The organism is Enterobacter cloacae complex sp. P14RS (assembly GCF_014895895.1).
GTDB classification, from domain to species: Bacteria; Pseudomonadota; Gammaproteobacteria; order Enterobacterales; family Enterobacteriaceae; genus Enterobacter; species Enterobacter bugandensis.
Map to the genome: position 1 here is coordinate 54026 of NZ_JADBQM010000004.1, position 20408 is coordinate 74433.

Here is a 20408-nt window from a genome sequence, read left to right on the forward strand (position 1 = left end):
GCTAGTTATTCTGGTAGATGTCTTTATAAAGCCTGCTTTCGAAGCGAACCAGTGGAATACGGCGGTTGCGCTGGTCGGTCGGTTCGACGGCATAGCCGGAAAGATACTGCACGAATGCCATGCGCTGTCCGCTGGCGGTCGTGATGAACCCTGCCAGGTTATACACCCCCTGCAGTGAACCTGTTTTCGCGGAGACTTTGCCATCCACACCTGCTGCGTGAAGCCCGGCGCGGTACTGCAGCGAACCGTCGTGTCCGGCAAGCGGCAGCATTGAGATAAAGTTTAGCTCAGTGTCATGTTGTGCAATGTACTGAAGCACCTGCATCATGGTGGCCGGGGCAATCAGGTTATGACGCGATAATCCTGAACCATCAACGGCGATAGTGTTACCCAGATCGATCCCCGCCTGCTGGCGCAGGATCTGACGAACAGCGTCTGAGCCCGCGCGCCAGGTTCCCGGCACGCCGAAACGCGCGTGGCCAATCATGCGGAACACGGTGTCGGCAATCATGTTGTCAGACTTTTTCAGCATAATTCGCAGCAAATCGTGCAGCGGTGGCGACTGTTTGCTGGCAATGACCGTTCCGGGCTGGTTGACCTGCGTCTGGCGTAGCAGCGTGCCGGAGTAGGTTATTCCCGCCTGCTTCAGCTCATCCTTGAGAATCGCACCCGCATAGCTTGCGCCATCCTGAATCGCGAAGGCCAGCGGCAGGGGATCGGCGCGCTGCGTCAGGCAGCCGGTGAGGGTGTAGCGGTTAAGATCGCCAGGCACCACGTCCAGTTCGCAGTACTGGGCATCAGGGGAGCCTTTAGCCAGCGTTCGCACCAGGCTAAACATGGTCACCGGATAGTAAGATGCCACGCGAATGAACGCTAAATCATCTGGCTTGGGCGCGCTGTAAAGGGAGATCGAGAAGCAGTTGCGGTCAACAATCGCGGCGGCTGGCGGGGCGCTAAAGCACTGCGTCATGTCGTTCCACGGCCAGCCTGGTGCTTTATCGTGGCTGGCAAAAATGGAGGTATCGATCAGCACGTTGCCATCGATTTTTGTCACGCCGGATTTTTTCAACACCGCTACCATGTTGCGGATATCCTGGCGCTTAAAGGTGGGATCGCCACCGAAACGGGCGATAAGATCGCCTTTCAGTTCGCCACCGTCGACGTTACCTTTGGTTTCAAGCGTGGTGGTAAAACGGAAGTCAGGCCCGAGTTGGAGCAGGGCGGCGAGGGCAGTGATCACCTTCTGGGTACTGGCAGGCAGCGCCATCTGTTGACTGTGATAGTCAATCTCGGGAGCCTGTGCGCCAACCTTCTGCACCATCAGGGCGAGGTTCGCGCCTGCGGGGAGCTGATTAATGTACTCATCAACATTCGCGGCCTGGGCGGTGAACGTTATACTGGTAGTCAATCCGATGATAAAACTGGAAAATCGCATAATCTCGCGCTAACAACCCGAAAACAAACCGTCATACTACGGTGCATGGCACTGCAAAGTAAACGATGACCCATAGTGAACTTCGCGGTAAAATGCGTATCAAATTGAAAAATTGCTGCTGACCTGGGGCGTCGCTCCCGGGTCGGTTTTCTTTTTGCTTCTTGCCCGCTTCGGGGGGCAGGAGCAGGGAACACTGCTCCCAACAGGAATGTTTAAGAGGTATAACAAATGCAAGCTATTCCGATGACCTTACGTGGTGCCGAAAAACTGCGCGAAGAGCTGGATTTCCTGAAATCCGTGCGTCGCCCTGAAATCATCGCCGCTATCGCGGAAGCCCGTGAGCATGGCGACCTGAAAGAGAATGCTGAATACCATGCGGCGCGCGAGCAGCAGGGTTTCTGTGAAGGGCGCATTAAAGATATCGAAGCGAAACTGTCTAATGCGCAGGTTATCGATATCACCAAAATGCCTAACAATGGTCGCGTGATCTTTGGTTCTACCGTCAGCGTTCTGAACCTCGACAACGATGAAGAGCAAACCTATCGCATCGTGGGCGATGATGAAGCAGACTTCAAACAGAACCTGATTTCGGTGAACTCACCCATTGCTCGCGGCCTGATTGGCAAAGAGCAGGACGATGTTGTCACCATCCGCACCCCTGGCGGTGAAGTGGAATACGAAATTATCAAGGTTGAATACCTGTAATTCGCTTCTCTACTAAGATGTTGATACATTGTAAAGAAAAGAAAAAGGCCGCATAGCGGCCTTTTATCAACTCAAGGAGCATGGCATTTTGCTGAGCCTGCTGAAAGAAATCCCTCGTTTCACACAGAAAATGTGATTGATTCAGGATATCCTTAGCGTGGCAGCGAGATTTTACGCTCTTTAGATGGGCGATAGAGCACCAGCGTTTTACCGATGACCTGTACATTACAGGCGCCGGTTTCGCGCACGATGGCTTCCACGATCAGGTTTTTAGTGTCTCTGTCTTCAGAGGCGATTTTCACCTTGATCAGCTCGTGGTGTTCCAGCGCTTGTTCAATCTCGGCAAGCACCCCTTCGGTCAAACCATTGTTGCCAAGCATGACTACAGGCTTGAGCGGATGTGCCAGACCTTTAAGGTGCTGTTTTTGTTTAGTACTCAGATTCATCGTATATTTTTGCTTACGTTGGGATTGAAAACGGTTCATTCTACCGCCATCTCCCTTATATCGCCAAATAGCTGCGTAGAAATTTACGTCACAGGCAAGCAACGATGAACCAGGACGGAAATGTTAAATGACAGGTAAAAAGCGTTCTGCCAGTTCCAGCCGCTGGCTTCAGGAACACTTTAGCGATAAATATGTTCAACAGGCACAGAAAAAGGGGTTACGTTCCCGTGCCTGGTTTAAACTTGATGAAATACAGCAAAGTGACAAACTTTTTAAGCCGGGGATGACGGTTGTCGACCTCGGTGCGGCACCTGGCGGATGGTCCCAGTATGCGGTAACGCAGATCGGCGGAACGGGCCGAATCATCGCGTGCGATCTTTTACCAATGGATCCCATCGTTGGTGTCGACTTCCTTCAGGGCGACTTTCGTGATGAATTAGTGCTGAAAGCGTTACTTGATCGTGTTGGTGACAGTAAGGTCCAGGTTGTCATGTCGGATATGGCACCAAATATGTGCGGAACACCGGCGGTGGATATCCCCCGCGCCATGTATCTGGTGGAGCTAGCGTTAGAAATGTGTCGTGATGTACTAGCGCCTGGTGGTAGTTTTGTTGTGAAGGTGTTTCAGGGCGAAGGTTTCGAGGAGTATCTTAAGGAAATTCGCTCCCTGTTTGCGAAGGTCAAAGTTCGTAAGCCGGACTCTTCCCGGGCCCGTTCCCGTGAAGTGTATATTGTAGCGACCGGGCGAAAATGATAACCGGGAGATTTCAGACGAAAGTTTGAATGAAACTGGATATAGAGTATCCTGACGCTGTTTTTAACACAGTTGTAATATGAGGTTAATCCCTTGAGTGACATGGCGAAAAACCTAATACTCTGGCTGGTCATTGCCGTTGTGCTGATGTCAGTATTCCAGAGCTTTGGGCCCAGCGAGTCGAATGGCCGCAAGGTGGATTATTCTACCTTCCTGCAAGAGGTCAATCAGGACCAGGTTCGCGAAGCGCGTATCAACGGACGTGAGATCAACGTTACCAAGAAAGATAGTAACCGTTACACGACTTACATCCCGGTGAACGATCCTAAGCTGCTTGATAACCTTCTGACCAAAAACGTCAAAGTGGTAGGCGAGCCGCCAGAAGAACCAAGCCTGCTGGCTTCTATCTTCATTTCCTGGTTCCCGATGCTGCTTCTTATCGGCGTCTGGATCTTCTTTATGCGCCAGATGCAGGGCGGCGGTGGCAAAGGTGCCATGTCGTTCGGTAAGAGCAAGGCGCGTATGCTGACGGAAGACCAGATCAAGACCACGTTTGCTGACGTCGCCGGTTGTGACGAAGCAAAAGAAGAAGTGGGTGAACTGGTTGAATACCTGCGCGAGCCGAGCCGTTTCCAGAAACTGGGCGGTAAGATCCCGAAAGGCGTCCTGATGGTAGGCCCTCCGGGTACCGGTAAAACCCTGCTGGCGAAAGCCATCGCGGGTGAAGCGAAGGTGCCGTTCTTTACTATTTCAGGTTCTGACTTCGTTGAAATGTTCGTGGGTGTCGGTGCATCTCGTGTGCGTGACATGTTCGAGCAGGCCAAGAAGGCAGCACCGTGCATCATCTTTATCGATGAAATCGACGCCGTAGGCCGCCAGCGTGGCGCGGGCCTGGGCGGTGGTCACGATGAGCGTGAGCAGACCCTGAACCAGATGCTGGTTGAGATGGACGGCTTCGAAGGTAACGAAGGTATTATCGTTATCGCGGCGACTAACCGTCCGGACGTACTTGACCCTGCGCTGCTGCGTCCAGGCCGTTTCGACCGTCAGGTTGTTGTCGGTCTGCCGGATGTTCGCGGTCGTGAACAGATTCTGAAAGTGCACATGCGTCGCGTACCGCTGGCGCCAGATATCGACGCGGCCATCATTGCGCGCGGTACCCCGGGCTTCTCCGGTGCGGACCTGGCTAACCTGGTCAACGAAGCTGCACTGTTTGCCGCTCGCGGTAACAAGCGCGTGGTCTCCATGGTGGAGTTCGAGAAAGCGAAAGACAAAATCATGATGGGTGCGGAACGTCGCTCCATGGTGATGACGGAAGCGCAGAAAGAGTCCACGGCTTACCACGAAGCGGGTCACGCGATTATCGGTCGCCTGGTGCCGGAACACGATCCGGTACACAAGGTAACGATTATTCCGCGCGGCCGTGCGCTGGGTGTGACCTTCTTCCTGCCTGAGGGCGACGCGATCAGCGCCAGCCGTCAGAAGCTGGAAAGCCAGATTTCGACCCTGTACGGCGGTCGTCTGGCGGAAGAGATCATCTACGGGCCAGAACATGTTTCTACCGGTGCGTCGAACGACATTAAAGTGGCGACAAACCTGGCGCGTAACATGGTGACTCAATGGGGCTTCTCCGACAAACTCGGTCCGCTGCTGTATGCAGAGGAAGAGGGTGAAGTATTCCTGGGTCGCTCCGTGGCGAAAGCAAAACATATGTCCGATGAGACGGCACGTATCATCGACCAGGAAGTGAAAGCGCTGATTGAACGTAACTACGGTCGCGCGCGTCAGATCCTGAACGACAATATGGACATTCTGCATTCGATGAAAGATGCGCTCATGAAATATGAGACCATCGATGCACCGCAGATTGACGACCTGATGGCTCGCCGCGAAGTGCGTCCGCCAGCTGGCTGGGAAGACCCAGGCGCTTCCAACAATTCTGACAACAATGGTACCCCGCGCGCGCCGCGTCCGGTCGATGAACCGCGTACGCCAAACCCGGGCAACACCATGTCAGAGCAGTTGGGCGACAAGTAAGTCACTGCTGTTGAAGCGTTTGTCTGTACCCCAAACCCTGGAGCTTGCTCCGGGGTTTTTCTTTTCCGTTAAACCATACTAAAACCAGGGATTTGACCATGAAACTCTTCGCCCAGGACTCGCATCTTGATCTTTCACATCCGCACGTGATGGGGATCCTGAATGTTACCCCTGACTCCTTCTCTGACGGCGGCACGCATAACACGCTTATCGACGCGGTTAAGCACGCAAATCTAATGATCAATGCGGGTGCCACCATCATTGACGTGGGCGGTGAATCGACGCGTCCCGGCGCGGCAGATGTTTCGGTGGAAGAAGAGCTGGCGCGCGTGGTGCCGGTGGTTGAGGCAATCGCGCAACGTTTCGAGGTGTGGATCTCCGTCGACACGTCCAAACCAGAAGTGATCCGTGAAGTGGCGAGAGTGGGCGCTCACATTATCAATGATATCCGCTCGCTGACCGAACCAGGTGCGATCGAGGCCGCTGCTGAAACCGGACTGCCGGTATGCCTGATGCACATGCAGGGGCAACCGAAAACCATGCAGGAAGCGCCGAAGTATGATGATGTCTTTGCCGACGTGAATCGCTTCTTTATTGAGCATATTGAACGCTGTGAGCGTGCAGGCATCCCAAAAGAGAAATTGCTGCTCGACCCGGGGTTCGGTTTCGGTAAAAATCTCTCACACAATTATGCGTTGCTTGCGCGCTTATCGGAATTTCATCACTTTGGTCTGCCGCTGCTGGTGGGTATGTCGAGAAAGTCGATGATTGGCCAATTGCTGAATGTAGGACCGAGCGAGCGCCTGAGTGGCAGCCTGGCCTGCGCGGTAATTGCGGCGATGCAAGGCGCGCACATTATCCGTGTCCATGACGTCAAAGAAACAGTAGAAGCCATGCGTGTGGTGGAAGCCACACTGGCAGCGAAGGAAAACAAACGCTATGAGTAACCGTAAATATTTTGGTACCGATGGTATCCGTGGGCGCGTAGGCGATGCTCCAATTACCCCTGATTTTGTTCTGAAGCTCGGCTGGGCTGCCGGCAAGGTGCTGGCGCGTCATGGCTCACGTAAGATCATTATTGGTAAAGATACCCGTATTTCGGGCTATATGCTGGAATCTGCGTTGGAAGCGGGTCTGGCAGCGGCAGGGCTTTCAGCCTCGTTTACTGGCCCAATGCCAACGCCTGCTGTTGCCTACCTTACGCGCACCTTCCGCGCGGAAGCGGGAATTGTGATCTCGGCGTCTCATAACCCGTTCTACGACAATGGCATCAAGTTCTTCTCCATTGACGGCACCAAGCTGCCGGACGAAGTGGAAGAGGCCATTGAAGCCGAAATGGAAAAAGAGATCACCTGTGTTGATTCCGCCGAGCTGGGTAAAGCGAACCGTATCGTCGATGCGGCGGGTCGTTATATCGAATTCTGCAAAGGCACCTTCCCGAACGAGCTGAGCCTGGCGCATCTTAAAATTGTGGTGGACTGTGCGAACGGTGCGACCTATCACATTGCGCCGAATGTCTTCCGCGAGCTGGGTGCGAAAGTGATCGCCATCGGCTGCGAGCCGGATGGTCTGAACATTAACGAAGAAGTCGGGGCGACGGACGTGCGCGCCCTGCAGGCGCGCGTGCTGGCGGAAAAAGCCGATCTGGGTATTGCCCTGGACGGCGACGGTGACCGCGTGATCATGGTTGACCACGAAGGTAATAAAGTCGACGGCGATCAGATCCTCTACATCATTGCCCGTGAAGGCCTGCGCCAGGGGCAGCTGCGCGGCGGTGCGGTAGGGACCCTGATGAGCAACATGGGTCTGGAGCTGGCGCTGAAACAGCTCGGTATTCCGTTTGTTCGCGCGAAAGTGGGCGACCGCTACGTGCTGGAAAAATTGCAGGAGAAGGGCTGGCGTATTGGCGCTGAGAACTCAGGTCACGTGATCCTGCTCGACAAAACCACTACCGGTGACGGCATTGTTGCCGCGCTTCAGGTGGTTGCCGCGATGGCGCGCAACCATATGAGCCTGCACGATCTGTGCAGCGGGATGAAAATGTTCCCGCAGATCCTGGTGAACGTGCGTTTCACTGCGGGTAAAGGCGATCCGCTGGAAAATGACAACGTGAAAGCGGTAATGGCTGACGTTGAAGCGGCGCTGGGCAGCCGTGGACGCGTGCTGCTGCGTAAGTCCGGTACCGAACCACTGATCCGCGTGATGGTGGAAGGCGAAGACGAAGCGCAGGTCACCGAATTTGCGCACCGTATTGCGGATGCCGTAAAAGCTGCATAATCTTGCATGCTAAATGTTTAAAAAGGCGGCGTTTGCCGCCTTTGTTTTAAGCAATTAATGGCTTTTTGCTGTTTTTTTCCGCAGTTGATACAATGCGTCGAAAATGCCCTTGCGAAGGTGATTCGCTTTGGTTAGTATTCACACCCGCTTCAGTGGGAAACAAAAATCCTGCTAATTGGTCGAAGCATTGGTATGCGGCAAATCCGCAAGGAACAGGTTGATTATGTACGAAGCTCTTTTAGTTATTTTCCTTATTGTAGCCATCGCTCTCGTAGCGCTGATTATGCTGCAGCAAGGTAAAGGCGCTGATATGGGAGCCTCCTTCGGAGCAGGCGCTTCCGGTACGCTGTTCGGTTCAAGTGGTTCTGCGAACTTCATGACCCGCACGACGGCGATTCTGGCTACGCTGTTCTTCATCATCAGTCTGGTGCTGGGCAATATCAACAGCAACAAGACCAGCAAAGGAAGCGAGTGGGAAAATCTGAGCGCGCCAGCCAAAACTGAGCAAACTCAGCCAGCTGCACCGGCTAAGCCAACCAGCGATATCCCGCAGTAAGTATTCCGTACCGAGGTGGTGGAATTGGTAGACACGCTACCTTGAGGTGGTAGTGCCCTAACGGGCTTGTGGGTTCGAGTCCCATCCTCGGTACCAATATTCCAGAAGAAAGACGTCGCAAGACGTCTTTTTTTTCGTCTGTAGCTTTTGCCTTTCGTAGGCCCGTTAAGCGCAGCGCCACCGGGCAAAATGGCGGGTGGCGCTGCGCTTACCCGCCCTACAAAAGCCAAACAAAAAGGCGCCCATTGGGCGCCTTTTGCATGTTACATCAGCGATTACTTCTTATCGCTATTCTCCAGGTTTTCAACCTGCGGCAGGCCGTTACCGGAATTCGCGGAGAGCAGACCATTCTCAACGTAGTTGAACAGCTTCTCACGGGTATCGGTGATGTCCAGGTTACGCATGGTCAACTGACCAATACGATCGTCCGGAGAAAACACAGACTCACCTTTTTCCATGGTCAGACGCTCGGCTTTATAGGTCAGGTTGTCCGACACGGTGTTAAGAATGGAGTAGTCGTTACCACGACGCAGTTCCAGCGTCACTTCACCGGTGATCGCGCTCGCTACCCAACGCTGCAGCGCGTCACGCAGCATCAGCGCCTGCGGATCGAACCAGCGACCCTGATACAGCAATTTGCCCAGTTGACGACCATGAGAGTGATACTGCTCGATGGTGTCTTCGTTGTGAATACCGGTCAGCAGACGCTCGTAAGCGATGTGCAGCAGCGCCATCCCCGGAGCTTCATAGATGCCGCGGCTTTTCGCTTCGATGATACGGTTTTCAATCTGATCGCTCATGCCCAGACCGTGACGACCGCCGATGCGGTTTGCTTCCAGCATCAGTTCAACGTCGTCAGAGAAGGTCTTGCCGTTCAGGGCAACCGGATGACCACGTTCGAAACGCACGGTCACCTCTTCTGCCGGGATCTTCACGCTCTCGTCCCAGAACTTCACGCCCATGATCGGGTTAACGATCTTCACGCTGGAGTTCAGGAACTCCAGGTCCTTCGCTTCGTGCGTCGCGCCCAGCATGTTGGAGTCGGTAGAGTAGGCTTTCTCAACGGACATTTTGTAGTCAAAGCCGCAGGCAATCATAAACTCAGACATCTCATGACGACCACCCAGCTCGTCGATGAAGTCGGTGTCCAGCCACGGCTTGTAGATCTGCAGCTCCGCGTTGGTCAGCAGGCCATAACGATAGAAACGTTCGATATCGTTACCTTTATAGGTGCTGCCGTCACCCCAGATGTTTACGCCATCTTCTTTCATGGCGGCAACCAGCATGGTGCCGGTGACGGCACGGCCCAGCGGGGTAGTGTTGAAATAGGTCAGGCCGCCCGTGGTGTTATGGAATGCACCGCACTGAATAGCGGCGATACCTTCAGCAACCAGTTGCTTACGGCAGTCAATCAGTCGCGCGTTTTCTGCGCCATACTCTTTAGCGCGACGAGGAATAGCATCGTAATCGTCCTCATCCGGCTGACCCAGGTTCGCAGTATAGGCATACGGAACCGCTCCCTTCTGGCGCATCCACAGCAGTGCAGCGCTGGTATCCAGGCCGCCTGAGAAAGCGATGCCAATACGTTGTCCTACCGGAAGATGCTTGAGAATCGTCGTCATAGAATAAAACCCTGCTTGATTGACTGATTAGAGACCGCTTTCGCTCTCTTGTGCATTTTTATGCAAAATAAGTGAGTATTCATTTAATCATCTTTTGTCGAAGACCGGAAGAGACTCATGCGTTTTTTGTAAAAAATTTGGTCTGTTCTCTCTGGCGGAAGCTGGGTTGACAGGTGGGGTCAACTATCAATATACTAAACGCCGATTTTACGTCCCGTCTTCGGTACCAAATCCCAGCATTATTTGCAAATTCTGTCCAAAACGCGTAGAATTTGCCACGTTTCAGGCGCGGGGTGGAGCAGCCTGGTAGCTCGTCGGGCTCATAACCCGAAGGTCGTCGGTTCAAATCCGGCCCCCGCAACCACTTTCCCATAAAGTTCTTTTTCAAATATACTGTGAAGACTTAGAGCCTTCGTAGCTGGATTTGAAAAAATTCTTTCGGAGAGTGCTCCAGGCCACAGTTGTGGCTATAGGGTTCAGTTATCTAAAGCCCCGATTTATCGGGGTTTTTTGTTATCTGACTACAGAATAACTGGGCTTTACGCCCTTTTTTTATGTCTTGGGGGTGGGCTTGTCCACATTAGAGCAAAAATTAACAGAGATGATTACTGCACCGGTCGAAGCACTGGGCTACGAACTGGTCGGCATCGAATTCGTTCGCGGCCGTACATCGACGCTGCGCATCTATATTGATAGTGAAGATGGCATCAATGTTGATGATTGTGCTGATGTCAGCCACCAGGTGAGTGCGGTTCTTGATGTTGAAGACCCGATTACCGTTGCGTACAACCTGGAAGTTTCCTCACCTGGCCTGGATCGCCCGATGTTCACGGCCGAGCACTATGTGCGCTTTACCGGTGAAGAAGTGGCTCTCGTTCTGCGTATGGCCGTACAGAACCGCCGTAAATGGCAGGGAATTATCAAAGCCGTTGATGGTGAAATGATCACGGTAACAGTCGAAGGCAAAGATGAAGTGTTCGCGCTGAGTAATATCCAGAAGGCGAACCTGGTTCCCCACTTTTAACAGTCTGGATTGAGGTGAAAAGCCCGCGATGAACAAAGAAATTTTGGCTGTTGTTGAAGCCGTCTCCAACGAGAAATCACTGCCGCGTGAGAAAATTTTCGAAGCGCTGGAAAGTGCACTGGCTACAGCAACCAAGAAAAAATACGAACAAGAGATCGATGTTCGCGTAGAAATCGATCGTAAAAGCGGTGACTTCGATACATTCCGTCGTTGGGTAATCGTTGAAGAAGTGACCCAGCCGACCAAAGAGATCACCCTGGAAGCGGCACGTTTTGAAGACGAAAGTCTGAACGTGGGTGACTACGTTGAAGATCAGATTGAATCTGTGACCTTCGACCGTATCACCACCCAGACCGCTAAGCAGGTTATCGTGCAGAAAGTGCGCGAAGCCGAGCGCGCGCTGGTTGTCGATCAGTTCCGCGATCAGGAAGGCGAAATCATCACTGGCGTGGTGAAGAAAGTGAACCGTGACAACATCTCTCTGGAAATTAAATCCGAAGGGATGCCGGGCAACGCTGAAGCCGTGATCCTGCGTGAAGACATGCTGCCGCGTGAAAACTTCCGCCCGGGCGACCGTATTCGTGGTGTTCTGTACGCCGTGCGCCCTGAAGCGCGTGGTGCACAGCTGTTCGTGACCCGTTCTAAACCAGAAATGCTGGTTGAACTGTTCCGCATCGAAGTGCCGGAAATCGGCGAAGAAGTTATTGAGATCAAAGCAGCAGCTCGCGATCCAGGCTCTCGTGCGAAAATTGCGGTGAAAACCAACGACAAGCGTATCGACCCGGTCGGTGCTTGCGTCGGTATGCGCGGTGCGCGCGTTCAGGCGGTTTCTACCGAACTGGGCGGCGAGCGTATTGATATCGTTCTGTGGGACGACAACCCGGCGCAGTTCGTGATCAACGCAATGGCTCCGGCTGATGTCGCGTCTATCGTTGTTGACGAAGACAAACACACCATGGATATCGCTGTTGAAGCGGGCAACCTGGCGCAGGCGATTGGCCGTAACGGTCAGAACGTACGCCTGGCGTCACAGCTGAGCGGCTGGGAACTCAACGTCATGACCGTTGATGACCTGCAGGCTAAGCATCAGGCTGAAGCCCATGCGGCGATCGATACCTTCACCAAATACCTCGACATTGACGAAGACTTCGCCACTGTTCTGGTAGAAGAAGGTTTCTCTACGCTGGAAGAACTGGCCTATGTGCCAATGAAAGAGCTGCTGGAAATTGACGGTCTGGATGAGCCAACCGTTGAAGCCCTGCGTGAACGCGCTAAAAACGCACTGACCACCCTGGCACTGGCTCAGGAAGAAAGCCTTGGCGATAAGAAGCCGGCTGATGACCTGCTGAATCTGGAAGGTCTTGATCGTGCGATTGCGTTCAAGCTGGCTGCCCGTGGTGTTTGTACGCTGGAAGATCTCGCTGAGCAAGGCGTTGATGACCTGGCCGATATCGAAGGTTTAACCGACGAGAAAGCCGGCGAACTCATCATGGCCGCACGTAATATTTGCTGGTTCGGCGACGAAGCGTAATAAACTGTAGCAGGAAGGAACAGCATGACTGATGTAACTGTAAAATCGCTGGCTGCTGAGATTCAGACCTCCGTGGACCGCCTGGTACAGCAATTTGCTGATGCAGGGATCCCGAAGTCCGCTGATGACTCGGTGACCGCGCAAGAAAAACAAACCTTGTTAACGCACCTGAACCGCGAACACGGTTCTACGCCTGACAAGTTAACGCTGCAGCGCAAAACGCGCAGCACGTTAAACATTCCTGGTACCGGTGGCAAAAGCAAATCGGTACAAATTGAAGTCCGCAAGACGCGCACCTTTGTAAAACGTGATCCGCAAGAGGCAGAACGCCTTGCCGCGGAAGAGCAGGCACAGCGTGAAGCGGAAGAACAAGCTCAGCGTGAGGCGGAAGCAGCCGCCAAACGTGAAGCAGAATTAAAAGCTGAACGTGAGGCCGCAGAAAAAGCGAAACGCGACGCCAGTGATAAAGTGAAGCGTGACGCTGCGGAAAAAGACAAAGTGAGCAATCAACAGACAGACGAAATGACCAAAACCGCCCAGGCTGAAAAAGCCCGCCGTGAAAATGAAGCTGCCGAGCTGAAGCGTAAAGCGGAAGAAGAAGCCCGCCGTAAGCTGGAAGAAGAAGCTCGCCGCGTCGCTGAAGAAGCGCGCCGTATGGCAGAAGAAAACGAGAAGAATGGCGTGAATACCGCTGAACCGACTGAAGACACCAGCGACTATCACGTGACCACTTCTCAGCATGCGCGTCAGGCTGAAGATGATAACGACCGTGAAGTAGAAGGCGGCCGTGGCCGTGGTCGTAATGCAAAAGCCGCGCGTCCGGCTAAGAAAGGTAACAAACACGCTGAATCTAAAGCTGACCGCGAAGAAGCTCGTGCAGCGGTTCGCGGTGGTAAAGGCGGTAAGCGTAAAGGTTCCTCTCTGCAGCAGGGCTTCCAGAAGCCAGCTCAGGCGGTTAACCGTGACGTCGTGATTGGCGAAACCATCACCGTTGGCGATCTGGCGAACAAGATGGCGGTTAAAGGCTCTCAGGTCATCAAAGCGATGATGAAGCTGGGCGCAATGGCGACCATCAACCAGGTTATCGACCAGGAAACCGCACAGCTGGTTGCCGAAGAGATGGGCCACAAAGTTATCCTGCGTCGTGAAAACGAGCTGGAAGAAGCAGTAATGAGCGACCGTGACACTGGCGCTGCGGCTGAACCGCGTGCACCGGTTGTGACCATCATGGGTCACGTTGACCACGGTAAAACCTCTCTGCTCGACTACATTCGTTCTACGAAAGTTGCCTCCGGCGAAGCGGGTGGCATTACCCAGCACATCGGTGCTTACCACGTAGAAACCGAAAACGGCATGATCACCTTCCTGGATACCCCAGGCCACGCAGCGTTCACCTCAATGCGTGCTCGTGGTGCTCAGGCTACGGATATCGTTGTACTGGTTGTTGCAGCAGACGATGGCGTTATGCCACAGACCATTGAAGCTATCCAGCACGCGAAAGCGGCGCAGGTGCCTCTGGTTGTTGCGGTCAACAAAATCGATAAGCCAGAAGCCGATCTGGACCGCGTGAAGAACGAACTGTCTCAGTACGGCGTTATGCCGGAAGAGTGGGGCGGCGAAGCGCAGTTCATCCCTGTATCTGCAAAAGCGGGTACTGGTATCGACGACCTGCTGAACGCTATCCTGCTTCAGGCCGAAGTTCTGGAACTGAAAGCCGTTCGTAAAGGTATGGCGAGCGGTGCGGTAATCGAATCCTTCCTGGATAAAGGTCGTGGTCCGGTTGCAACGGTTCTGGTTCGCGAAGGTACGCTGAACAAGGGCGACATCGTTTTGTGTGGCTTCGAATACGGTCGCGTTCGTGCGATGCGTAACGAACTGGGTCAGGAAGTGCTGGAAGCAGGTCCGTCCATTCCAGTGGAAATCCTAGGTCTGTCCGGTGTTCCGGCTGCCGGTGATGAAGTGACCGTTGTGCGTGACGAGAAGAAAGCGCGTGAAGTGGCACTGTATCGTCAGGGCAAATTCCGTGAAGTTAAGCTGGCGCGTCAGCAGAAATCTAAACTTGAGAACATGTTTGCGAACATGGCTGAAGGCGAAGTTCACGAAGTGAACGTCGTTCTGAAAGCGGACGTTCAGGGTTCTGTGGAAGCGATCTCCGACTCCTTGCTGAAACTGTCTACCGACGAAGTCAAAGTGAAGATCATCGGTTCTGGCGTAGGTGGTATCACCGAAACCGACGCAACCCTGGCTGCGGCATCCAACGCTATCCTGGTTGGCTTCAACGTGCGTGCTGATGCATCTGCTCGCCGCGTGATCGAAGCGGAAAGCCTGGATCTGCGCTACTACTCCGTCATCTATAACCTGATCGACGAAGTGAAAGCCGCGATGAGCGGTATGCTGTCTCCTGAGCTGAAACAGCAGATCATCGGTCTGGCTGAAGTGCGTGACGTGTTCAAATCACCGAAATTCGGTGCGATCGCGGGCTGTATGGTTACCGAAGGTACCATCAAGCGTCACAACCCAATCCGCGTACTGCGTGACAACGTGGTTATCTACGAAGGCGAGCTGGAATCCCTGCGCCGCTTCAAAGATGACGTTAACGAAGTCCGTAACGGCATGGAATGTGGTATCGGCGTTAAGAACTACAACGACGTTCGCGTTGGCGATATGATCGAAGTGTTCGAAATCATCGAGATCCAACGCAGCATCGACTAATCCTTAGGGATAAGTCCATATGTAGGCCGGGATCGCCTCGTGCCACCCGGCAATAATTTTAAAAGGGGCTTTTAGCCCCTTTTTTGTCTGGAGAATTTATTATGGCGAAAGAATTTGGTCGCCCACAGCGCGTGGCGCAGGAGATGCAGAAAGAGATCGCACTCATCCTGCAACGCGAAATCAAAGACCCGCGTATCGGTATGATGACCACCGTCTCTGGCGTGGAAATGTCTCGTGACCTGGCCTATGCCAAAGTGTTCGTGACCTTCCTGAACGATCAGGACGAAGCGGCGGTTAAAAACGGCATTAAAGCACTGCAGGAAGCCTCTGGTTTCATCCGCTCTCTGCTCGGCAAAGCGATGCGCCTGCGTATTGTTCCCGAGCTGACCTTCTTCTACGACAACTCGCTGGTCGAAGGTATGCGCATGTCCAACCTGGTGACCAGCGTGGTGAAACATGACGACGAACGTCGTGTTAACCCGACGGACGACAGCAAGGAGGACTGATGAGTCGTCCTCGTCGTCGCGGTCGCGACGTGCATGGCGTGCTGCTGCTAGATAAACCGCAGGGTGCATCCAGCAACGACGTGCTGCAAAAAGTGAAGCGTATTTATAACGCTAACCGTGCGGGCCACACCGGCGCGCTGGATCCGCTGGCGACCGGCATGCTGCCGATTTGCCTGGGTGAAGCAACAAAGTTTTCCCAGTACCTGCTCGATTCCGATAAACGCTACCGCGTTATCGCTAAACTGGGCCAGCGTACGGATACTTCCGACGCGGATGGTCAGGTGGTGGAAGAGCGCCCGGTGACCTTCAGCGCCGAACAGCTTGATGCGGCCCTGGAGAGCTTCCGCGGAGACACGATGCAGGTGCCGTCGATGTATTCGGCGCTGAAATATCAGGGCAAGAAGCTCTACGAATATGCGCGCCAGGGAATTGACGTCCCGCGCGAAGCGCGTCCGATAACCGTGTATGAGCTGCTGTTCATTCGCCACGAAGGTGACGAGCTGGAGCTGGAAGTCCACTGTTCGAAAGGGACCTATATTCGCACCATCATTGACGACCTGGGTGAAAAGCTGGGCTGCGGCGCACATGTGATCTACCTGCGTCGTCTGGCGGTCAGTAAATATCCGGTGGAACGCATGGTGACGCTTGAGCAGCTGCGCGCGCTGGCTGAACAGGCACAAGCGCAGGGAGTTGAACCAGCAGATTTGCTGGATCCATTGCTGATGCCAATGGACAGTCCGGCAGCGGACTTCCCGATCGTTAATCTTCCTTTAACATCGTCCGTTTACTTTAAAAACGGAAACCCGGTTCGTACGACGGATGCGCCGCTGGATGGACTGGTACGCGTGACGGAAGGTGACGAAGGGAAATTCATCGGTATGGGCGAAATGGACGGTGAAGGGCGCGTTGCGCCGCGTCGTCTGGTCGTCGAATATCCGGTCGACGCGTGACGGTGATTACGCCTCACCTTGCGATAAGCAGGGGAGACGAGTAGAATATCGCCGCTTAACGCCCGGTAAATTGTTTAACAATCTGCGGGGCGTACATGGGGTCGCTGAATTAGAGATCGGCACCCTTACATTTTTTATACTTTGGAGTTTGAAAATGTCTCTAAGCGTTGAAGCTAAAGCTAAAATCGTTTCTGAGTTTGGTCGTGGTACTAACGACAGCGGTTCTACCGAAGTTCAGGTTGCACTGCTGACTGCACAGATTAACCACCTGCAGGGTCACTTTGCAGAGCACAAAAAAGATCACCACAGCCGTCGTGGTCTGCTGCGCATGGTTTCTCAGCGTCGTAAACTGCTCGACTACCTGAAGCGTAAAGATGTTGCACGCTACACCGCGCTGATCGAGCGTCTGGGTCTGCGTCGCTAAGTCTTGCGAGTTTCAGAAAAGGGGGCCTGATGGCCCCTTTTTTCAACCAGACGGCAGCAATTCAATGGAAACTATTGTATTGTTGCTATAAATGATCTTCATTGCAGAGGTTCGCGCGGCTAATGAGAGGCTTCACCCATGGGGGTGTCGGTTGTCATTAGTCGCGAGGATGCGAAGAAGGTCGGGTTAAATCGACAGCACGCCGGCGGTGTGCTGTCATACATTTAAGAAAGGATAGAATTTTGCTGAATCCGATCGTTCGTAAATTCCAGTATGGTCAACATACCGTCACGCTGGAAACCGGCATGATGGCACGCCAAGCGACTGCTGCCGTTATGGTAAGCATGGATGACACCGCGGTATTCGTGACCGTTGTGGGCCAGAAAAAAGCTAAACCAGGTCAGGACTTCTTCCCGCTGACCGTTAACTACCAGGAGCGTACCTACGCTGCCGGTAAAATTCCGGGTGGCTTCTTCCGTCGTGAAGGCCGTCCAAGCGAAGGCGAAACCCTGATCGCGCGTCTGATTGACCGCCCGGTTCGTCCGCTGTTCCCGGAAGGCTTCGTTAACGAAGTGCAGGTTATTGCGACCGTTGTTTCCGTTAACCCACAGGTTAACCCGGACATCGTTGCGATGATCGGTGCCTCCGCTGCCCTGTCACTGTCTGGTATTCCATTCAATGGCCCAATCGGTGCCGCGCGCGTCGGTTACATCAATGACCAGTACGTTCTGAACCCAACTCAGGAAGAGCTGAAAGAAAGTAAGCTGGACCTGGTTGTTGCCGGTACTGAAGCGGCTGTGCTGATGGTTGAATCCGAAGCTGAACTGCTGAGCGAAGACCAGATGCTGGGCGCTGTGGTGTTCGGTCACGAGCAGCAGCAGATTGTTATCCAGAACATCAACGACCTGGTGAAAGAAGCCGGTAAGCCACGTTGGGACTGGCAGCCAGAAGCAGCAAACGACGCGCTGAACGCACGCGTTGCGGCACTGGCAGAATCTCGTCTGAGCGACGCTTACCGCATCACCGACAAACAGGAGCGTTACGCTCAGGTTGACGCGATCAAATCTGAAGTAACCGCGACCCTGGTTGCCGAAGACGAAACGCTGGACGCTAACGAAATTGGCGAAATTCTGCACGCTATCGAGAAAAACGTTGTTCGTAGCCGCGTACTGGCAGGCGAGCCGCGTATCGATGGCCGTGAAAAAGACATGATTCGTGGTCTGGACGTACGCACGGGCGTACTGCCGCGTACTCACGGTTCTGCGCTGTTCACCCGTGGTGAAACGCAGGCGCTGGTTACCGCAACCCTGGGTACCGCACGTGACGCGCAGATCATCGATGAACTGATGGGCGAGCGTACTGACAACTTCCTGTTCCACTACAACTTCCCTCCGTACTCTGTGGGCGAAACCGGTATGGTTGGCTCACCGAAGCGTCGTGAAATTGGTCACGGTCGTCTGGCGAAGCGCGGCGTGCTGGCAGTGATGCCGGAAGCTGACAAATTCCCGTACACCGTTCGCGTGGTTTCTGAAATCACCGAATCCAACGGTTCTTCTTCCATGGCTTCCGTGTGTGGTGCCTCTCTGGCGCTGATGGATGCGGGCGTGCCGATCAAAGCCGCCGTTGCGGGTATCGCAATGGGTCTGGTGAAAGAAGGCGACAACTTCGTTGTTCTGTCTGACATTCTGGGTGACGAAGACCACCTGGGTGATATGGACTTCAAAGTAGCGGGTTCCCGCGACGGTATCTCTGCCCTGCAGATGGATATCAAAATTGAAGGTATCACCAAAGAGATCATGCAGGTTGCTCTGAACCAGGCTAAAGGTGCGCGTCTGCACATCCTGGGCGTGATGGAACAGGCTATCAACGCGCCACGCGGTGACATCTCTGAATTCGCTCCGCGTATTCACACCATCAAGATCAATCCAGACAAGATCAAAGATGTTATCGGTAAGGGCGGTTCCGTTATCCGCGCGCTGACCGAAGAGACCGGCACCACCATCGAAATCGAAGATGACGGTACTGTGAAGATCGCAGCAACCGACGGCGAGAAAGCGAAATTCGCTATCCGTCGCATCGAAGAAATCACTGCTGAAATCGAAGTGGGCCGCGTCTACGCGGGTAAAGTGACCCGTATCGTTGACTTTGGTGCGTTCGTTGCCATCGGTGGCGGTAAAGAAGGTCTGGTTCACATCTCTCAGATCGCTGACAAGCGCGTTGAGAAAGTGACCGATTACCTGCAGATGGGTCAGGAAGTGCCGGTTAAGGTTCTGGAAGTTGACCGTCAGGGCCGTATCCGTCTGAGCATTAAAGAAGCAACCGAGCAGTCTCAACCTGCTGCGGCACCGGAAGCTCCGGCTGCTGAACAGCAAGGCGAGTAAGTTGCCATTTGCCCTCCGCTTTGCGGAGGGCCTGTTATCAGGCAGGACGCCTTGTTAAGCCGCCGGGGGACAGGACGTTCATCCAATAGTTGTCTTCGGGAGTGGGAAATGAAGCCTTTTTTGCTCTGGTGTTTCGTTGCGACAGCTTTAACGCTGGCAGGATGCAGCAACTCTGCCTGGCGTAAGAGCGAAGTCCTCGCAGTGCCATTGCAACCGACTTTGCAGCAGGAAGTGATTCTGGCACGCATGGAACAAATACTTGCCAGTCGGGCTTTAACCGATGACGAACGCGCACAGCTTTTATATGAGCGCGGAGTGTTGTATGATAGTCTCGGTCTGAGGGCATTAGCGCGAAATGATTTTTCACAAGCGCTGGCTATCCGACCTGATATGCCTGAAGTATTCAATTACTTAGGCATTTATTTAACGCAGGCAGGCAATTTTGATGCTGCCTATGAAGCGTTTGATTCTGTACTTGAGCTTGATCCAACTTACAACTACGCGCACTTGAATCGCGGTATCGCATTGTATTACGGCGGTCGTGATAAGTTAGCGCAAGATGATCTGCTGGCGTTTTATCAAGACGATCCTAATGATCCTTTCCGTAGCCTGTGGCTTTACATCGTTGAGCGGAAGCTCGATGAGAAGCAGGCAAAAGAAGCACTACAACAGCGCTTCGAGAAATCGGATAAGGAACAGTGGGGATGGAACATTGTCGAGTTCTACCTGGGCAACATTAGCGAAGCAACGCTGATGGAACGCCTCAAGGCGGACGCAACGGATAACACCTCGCTCGCTGAGCATCTCAGTGAAACCAACTTCTATTTAGGTAAGTACTACCTAAGTCTGGGGGATATGGACAGCGCTACGGCACTGTTCAAATTAGCGGTTGCTAACAACGTACATAACTTCGTTGAGCACCGTTATGCATTGTTGGAATTATCGCTCTTGGGCCAGGAGCAAGACGACCTGGCAGAATCGGACCAGCAATAGCTGACGACATAAACATCAGCCCGTAATCTTTTGATTGCCATCACCTTCACTGGTG

17 protein-coding genes and 2 tRNA genes are annotated in these 20408 nt (G+C 53.6%); 16 read left to right on the forward strand and 3 right to left on the reverse strand.

All coding sequences use genetic code 11. The features are described 5' to 3' along the window. Position 1 precedes the first annotated feature (1 nt). A complete protein-coding gene (dacB, locus tag IM295_RS02225) occupies positions 2-1435 on the reverse strand; it encodes a serine-type D-Ala-D-Ala carboxypeptidase (RefSeq protein WP_193066150.1) in 1434 nt (477 codons plus the stop codon). A gap of 228 nt (positions 1436-1663) precedes the next feature. Between dacB and greA the strand changes: the two genes are divergently transcribed. After that, on the forward strand, positions 1664-2140 hold the full coding sequence (greA, locus tag IM295_RS02230; RefSeq protein ID WP_006812122.1) for a transcription elongation factor GreA: 477 nt from the start codon (positions 1664-1666) through the stop codon (positions 2138-2140). A 152-nt stretch (positions 2141-2292) separates the two neighbouring features. Here greA and yhbY read toward each other — a convergent pair whose 3' ends face one another. Next, complete coding sequence (gene yhbY / locus IM295_RS02235; protein WP_003861814.1) at positions 2293-2586, reverse strand: ribosome assembly RNA-binding protein YhbY; 294 nt, start codon at positions 2584-2586, stop codon at positions 2293-2295. Between the two features lie 127 nt (positions 2587-2713). On the opposite strand from yhbY, the gene rlmE reads away from it, so the two are divergent. From rlmE to IM295_RS02265, 6 genes are all read left to right on the forward strand, one after another. Next, on the forward strand, positions 2714-3340 hold the full coding sequence (gene rlmE, locus IM295_RS02240; RefSeq protein ID WP_003861812.1) for a 23S rRNA (uridine(2552)-2'-O)-methyltransferase RlmE: 627 nt from the start codon (positions 2714-2716) through the stop codon (positions 3338-3340). 102 nt (positions 3341-3442) lie between these two features. Next, positions 3443-5377 carry an ATP-dependent zinc metalloprotease FtsH gene (gene ftsH, locus IM295_RS02245; protein ID WP_013098921.1) on the forward strand — a complete coding sequence of 645 codons (1935 nt, stop codon included), beginning with the start codon at positions 3443-3445 and terminating at the stop codon, positions 5375-5377. A gap of 98 nt (positions 5378-5475) precedes the next feature. Next, the gene (gene folP, locus IM295_RS02250) at positions 5476-6324 is read left to right on the forward strand and encodes a dihydropteroate synthase (RefSeq protein ID WP_014885377.1); all 849 of its coding nucleotides are present in this window, start codon (positions 5476-5478) and stop codon (positions 6322-6324) included. Then, complete coding sequence (gene glmM / locus IM295_RS02255) at positions 6317-7654, forward strand: phosphoglucosamine mutase (protein WP_028014552.1); 1338 nt, start codon at positions 6317-6319, stop codon at positions 7652-7654. Before folP ends, glmM begins: the two co-directional genes overlap by 8 nt. A gap of 223 nt (positions 7655-7877) precedes the next feature. Then, positions 7878-8210, forward strand: a complete 333-nt coding sequence (gene secG / locus IM295_RS02260) for a preprotein translocase subunit SecG (RefSeq protein WP_003861803.1) — start codon at positions 7878-7880, stop codon at positions 8208-8210. Between the two features lie 9 nt (positions 8211-8219). Further along, positions 8220-8306: transfer RNA gene (locus IM295_RS02265), tRNA-Leu, on the forward strand. 179 nt (positions 8307-8485) lie between these two features. Here IM295_RS02265 and argG read toward each other — a convergent pair. After that, a complete protein-coding gene (gene argG, locus IM295_RS02270) occupies positions 8486-9832 on the reverse strand; it encodes an argininosuccinate synthase (protein ID WP_028014551.1) in 1347 nt (448 codons plus the stop codon). Positions 9833-10119: 287 nt separating this feature from the next. On the opposite strand from argG, the gene IM295_RS02275 reads away from it, so the two are divergent. The 9 genes from IM295_RS02275 (at position 10120) to nlpI (ending at position 20353) form a co-directional block, all read left to right on the forward strand. Further along, positions 10120-10196 (forward strand) — tRNA-Met (locus IM295_RS02275). Between the two features lie 207 nt (positions 10197-10403). Beyond that, positions 10404-10856, forward strand: coding sequence for a ribosome maturation factor RimP (gene rimP, locus IM295_RS02280; RefSeq protein WP_014833432.1), 453 nt, complete (start codon positions 10404-10406; stop codon positions 10854-10856). Between the two features lie 28 nt (positions 10857-10884). Further along, a complete protein-coding gene (gene nusA / locus IM295_RS02285; RefSeq protein ID WP_014885374.1) occupies positions 10885-12387 on the forward strand; it encodes a transcription termination factor NusA in 1503 nt (500 codons plus the stop codon). Positions 12388-12411: 24 nt separating this feature from the next. Beyond that, a complete protein-coding gene (infB, locus tag IM295_RS02290; protein ID WP_041907885.1) occupies positions 12412-15099 on the forward strand; it encodes a translation initiation factor IF-2 in 2688 nt (895 codons plus the stop codon). Between the two features lie 101 nt (positions 15100-15200). After that, a complete protein-coding gene (gene rbfA, locus IM295_RS02295) occupies positions 15201-15605 on the forward strand; it encodes a 30S ribosome-binding factor RbfA (RefSeq protein ID WP_041907887.1) in 405 nt (134 codons plus the stop codon). Then, positions 15605-16555, forward strand: a complete 951-nt coding sequence (gene truB / locus IM295_RS02300) for a tRNA pseudouridine(55) synthase TruB (RefSeq protein WP_028014548.1) — start codon at positions 15605-15607, stop codon at positions 16553-16555. Before rbfA ends, truB begins: the two co-directional genes overlap by 1 nt. A 154-nt stretch (positions 16556-16709) precedes the next feature. Beyond that, positions 16710-16979: a 30S ribosomal protein S15 gene (gene rpsO, locus IM295_RS02305; protein ID WP_003861789.1), complete on the forward strand. Its 270-nt coding sequence runs from the start codon at positions 16710-16712 to the stop codon at positions 16977-16979. Positions 16980-17221: 242 nt separating this feature from the next. Further along, entirely contained in the window at positions 17222-19360 is a 2139-nt protein-coding gene (gene pnp, locus IM295_RS02310) for a polyribonucleotide nucleotidyltransferase (RefSeq protein ID WP_028014547.1), read from the forward strand. A gap of 108 nt (positions 19361-19468) precedes the next feature. Next, entirely contained in the window at positions 19469-20353 is an 885-nt protein-coding gene (gene nlpI / locus IM295_RS02315) for a lipoprotein NlpI (protein WP_193066151.1), read from the forward strand. Positions 20354-20408: the final 55 nt, after the last annotated feature.

Excerpts from the sequence above, each read along its gene's own strand:
- argG (WP_028014551.1), bottom strand. The coding sequence starts at position 9,832 with ATGACGACGATTCTCAAGCATCTTCCGGTAGGACAACGTATTGGCATC.
- secG (WP_003861803.1), top strand. The coding sequence starts at position 7,878 with ATGTACGAAGCTCTTTTAGTTATTTTCCTTATTGTAGCCATCGCTCTC.
- greA (WP_006812122.1), top strand. The coding sequence starts at position 1,664 with ATGCAAGCTATTCCGATGACCTTACGTGGTGCCGAAAAACTGCGCGAA.
- rlmE (WP_003861812.1), top strand. The coding sequence starts at position 2,714 with ATGACAGGTAAAAAGCGTTCTGCCAGTTCCAGCCGCTGGCTTCAGGAA.
- glmM (WP_028014552.1), top strand. The coding sequence starts at position 6,317 with ATGAGTAACCGTAAATATTTTGGTACCGATGGTATCCGTGGGCGCGTA.
- nusA (WP_014885374.1), top strand. The coding sequence starts at position 10,885 with ATGAACAAAGAAATTTTGGCTGTTGTTGAAGCCGTCTCCAACGAGAAA.
- rpsO (WP_003861789.1), top strand. The coding sequence starts at position 16,710 with ATGTCTCTAAGCGTTGAAGCTAAAGCTAAAATCGTTTCTGAGTTTGGT.
- truB (WP_028014548.1), top strand. The coding sequence starts at position 15,605 with ATGAGTCGTCCTCGTCGTCGCGGTCGCGACGTGCATGGCGTGCTGCTG.
- folP (WP_014885377.1), top strand. The coding sequence starts at position 5,476 with ATGAAACTCTTCGCCCAGGACTCGCATCTTGATCTTTCACATCCGCAC.
- infB (WP_041907885.1), top strand. The coding sequence starts at position 12,412 with ATGACTGATGTAACTGTAAAATCGCTGGCTGCTGAGATTCAGACCTCC.
- dacB (WP_193066150.1), bottom strand. The coding sequence starts at position 1,435 with ATGCGATTTTCCAGTTTTATCATCGGATTGACTACCAGTATAACGTTC.
- rbfA (WP_041907887.1), top strand. The coding sequence starts at position 15,201 with ATGGCGAAAGAATTTGGTCGCCCACAGCGCGTGGCGCAGGAGATGCAG.
- ftsH (WP_013098921.1), top strand. The coding sequence starts at position 3,443 with ATGGCGAAAAACCTAATACTCTGGCTGGTCATTGCCGTTGTGCTGATG.
- yhbY (WP_003861814.1), bottom strand. The coding sequence starts at position 2,586 with ATGAATCTGAGTACTAAACAAAAACAGCACCTTAAAGGTCTGGCACAT.
- nlpI (WP_193066151.1), top strand. The coding sequence starts at position 19,469 with ATGAAGCCTTTTTTGCTCTGGTGTTTCGTTGCGACAGCTTTAACGCTG.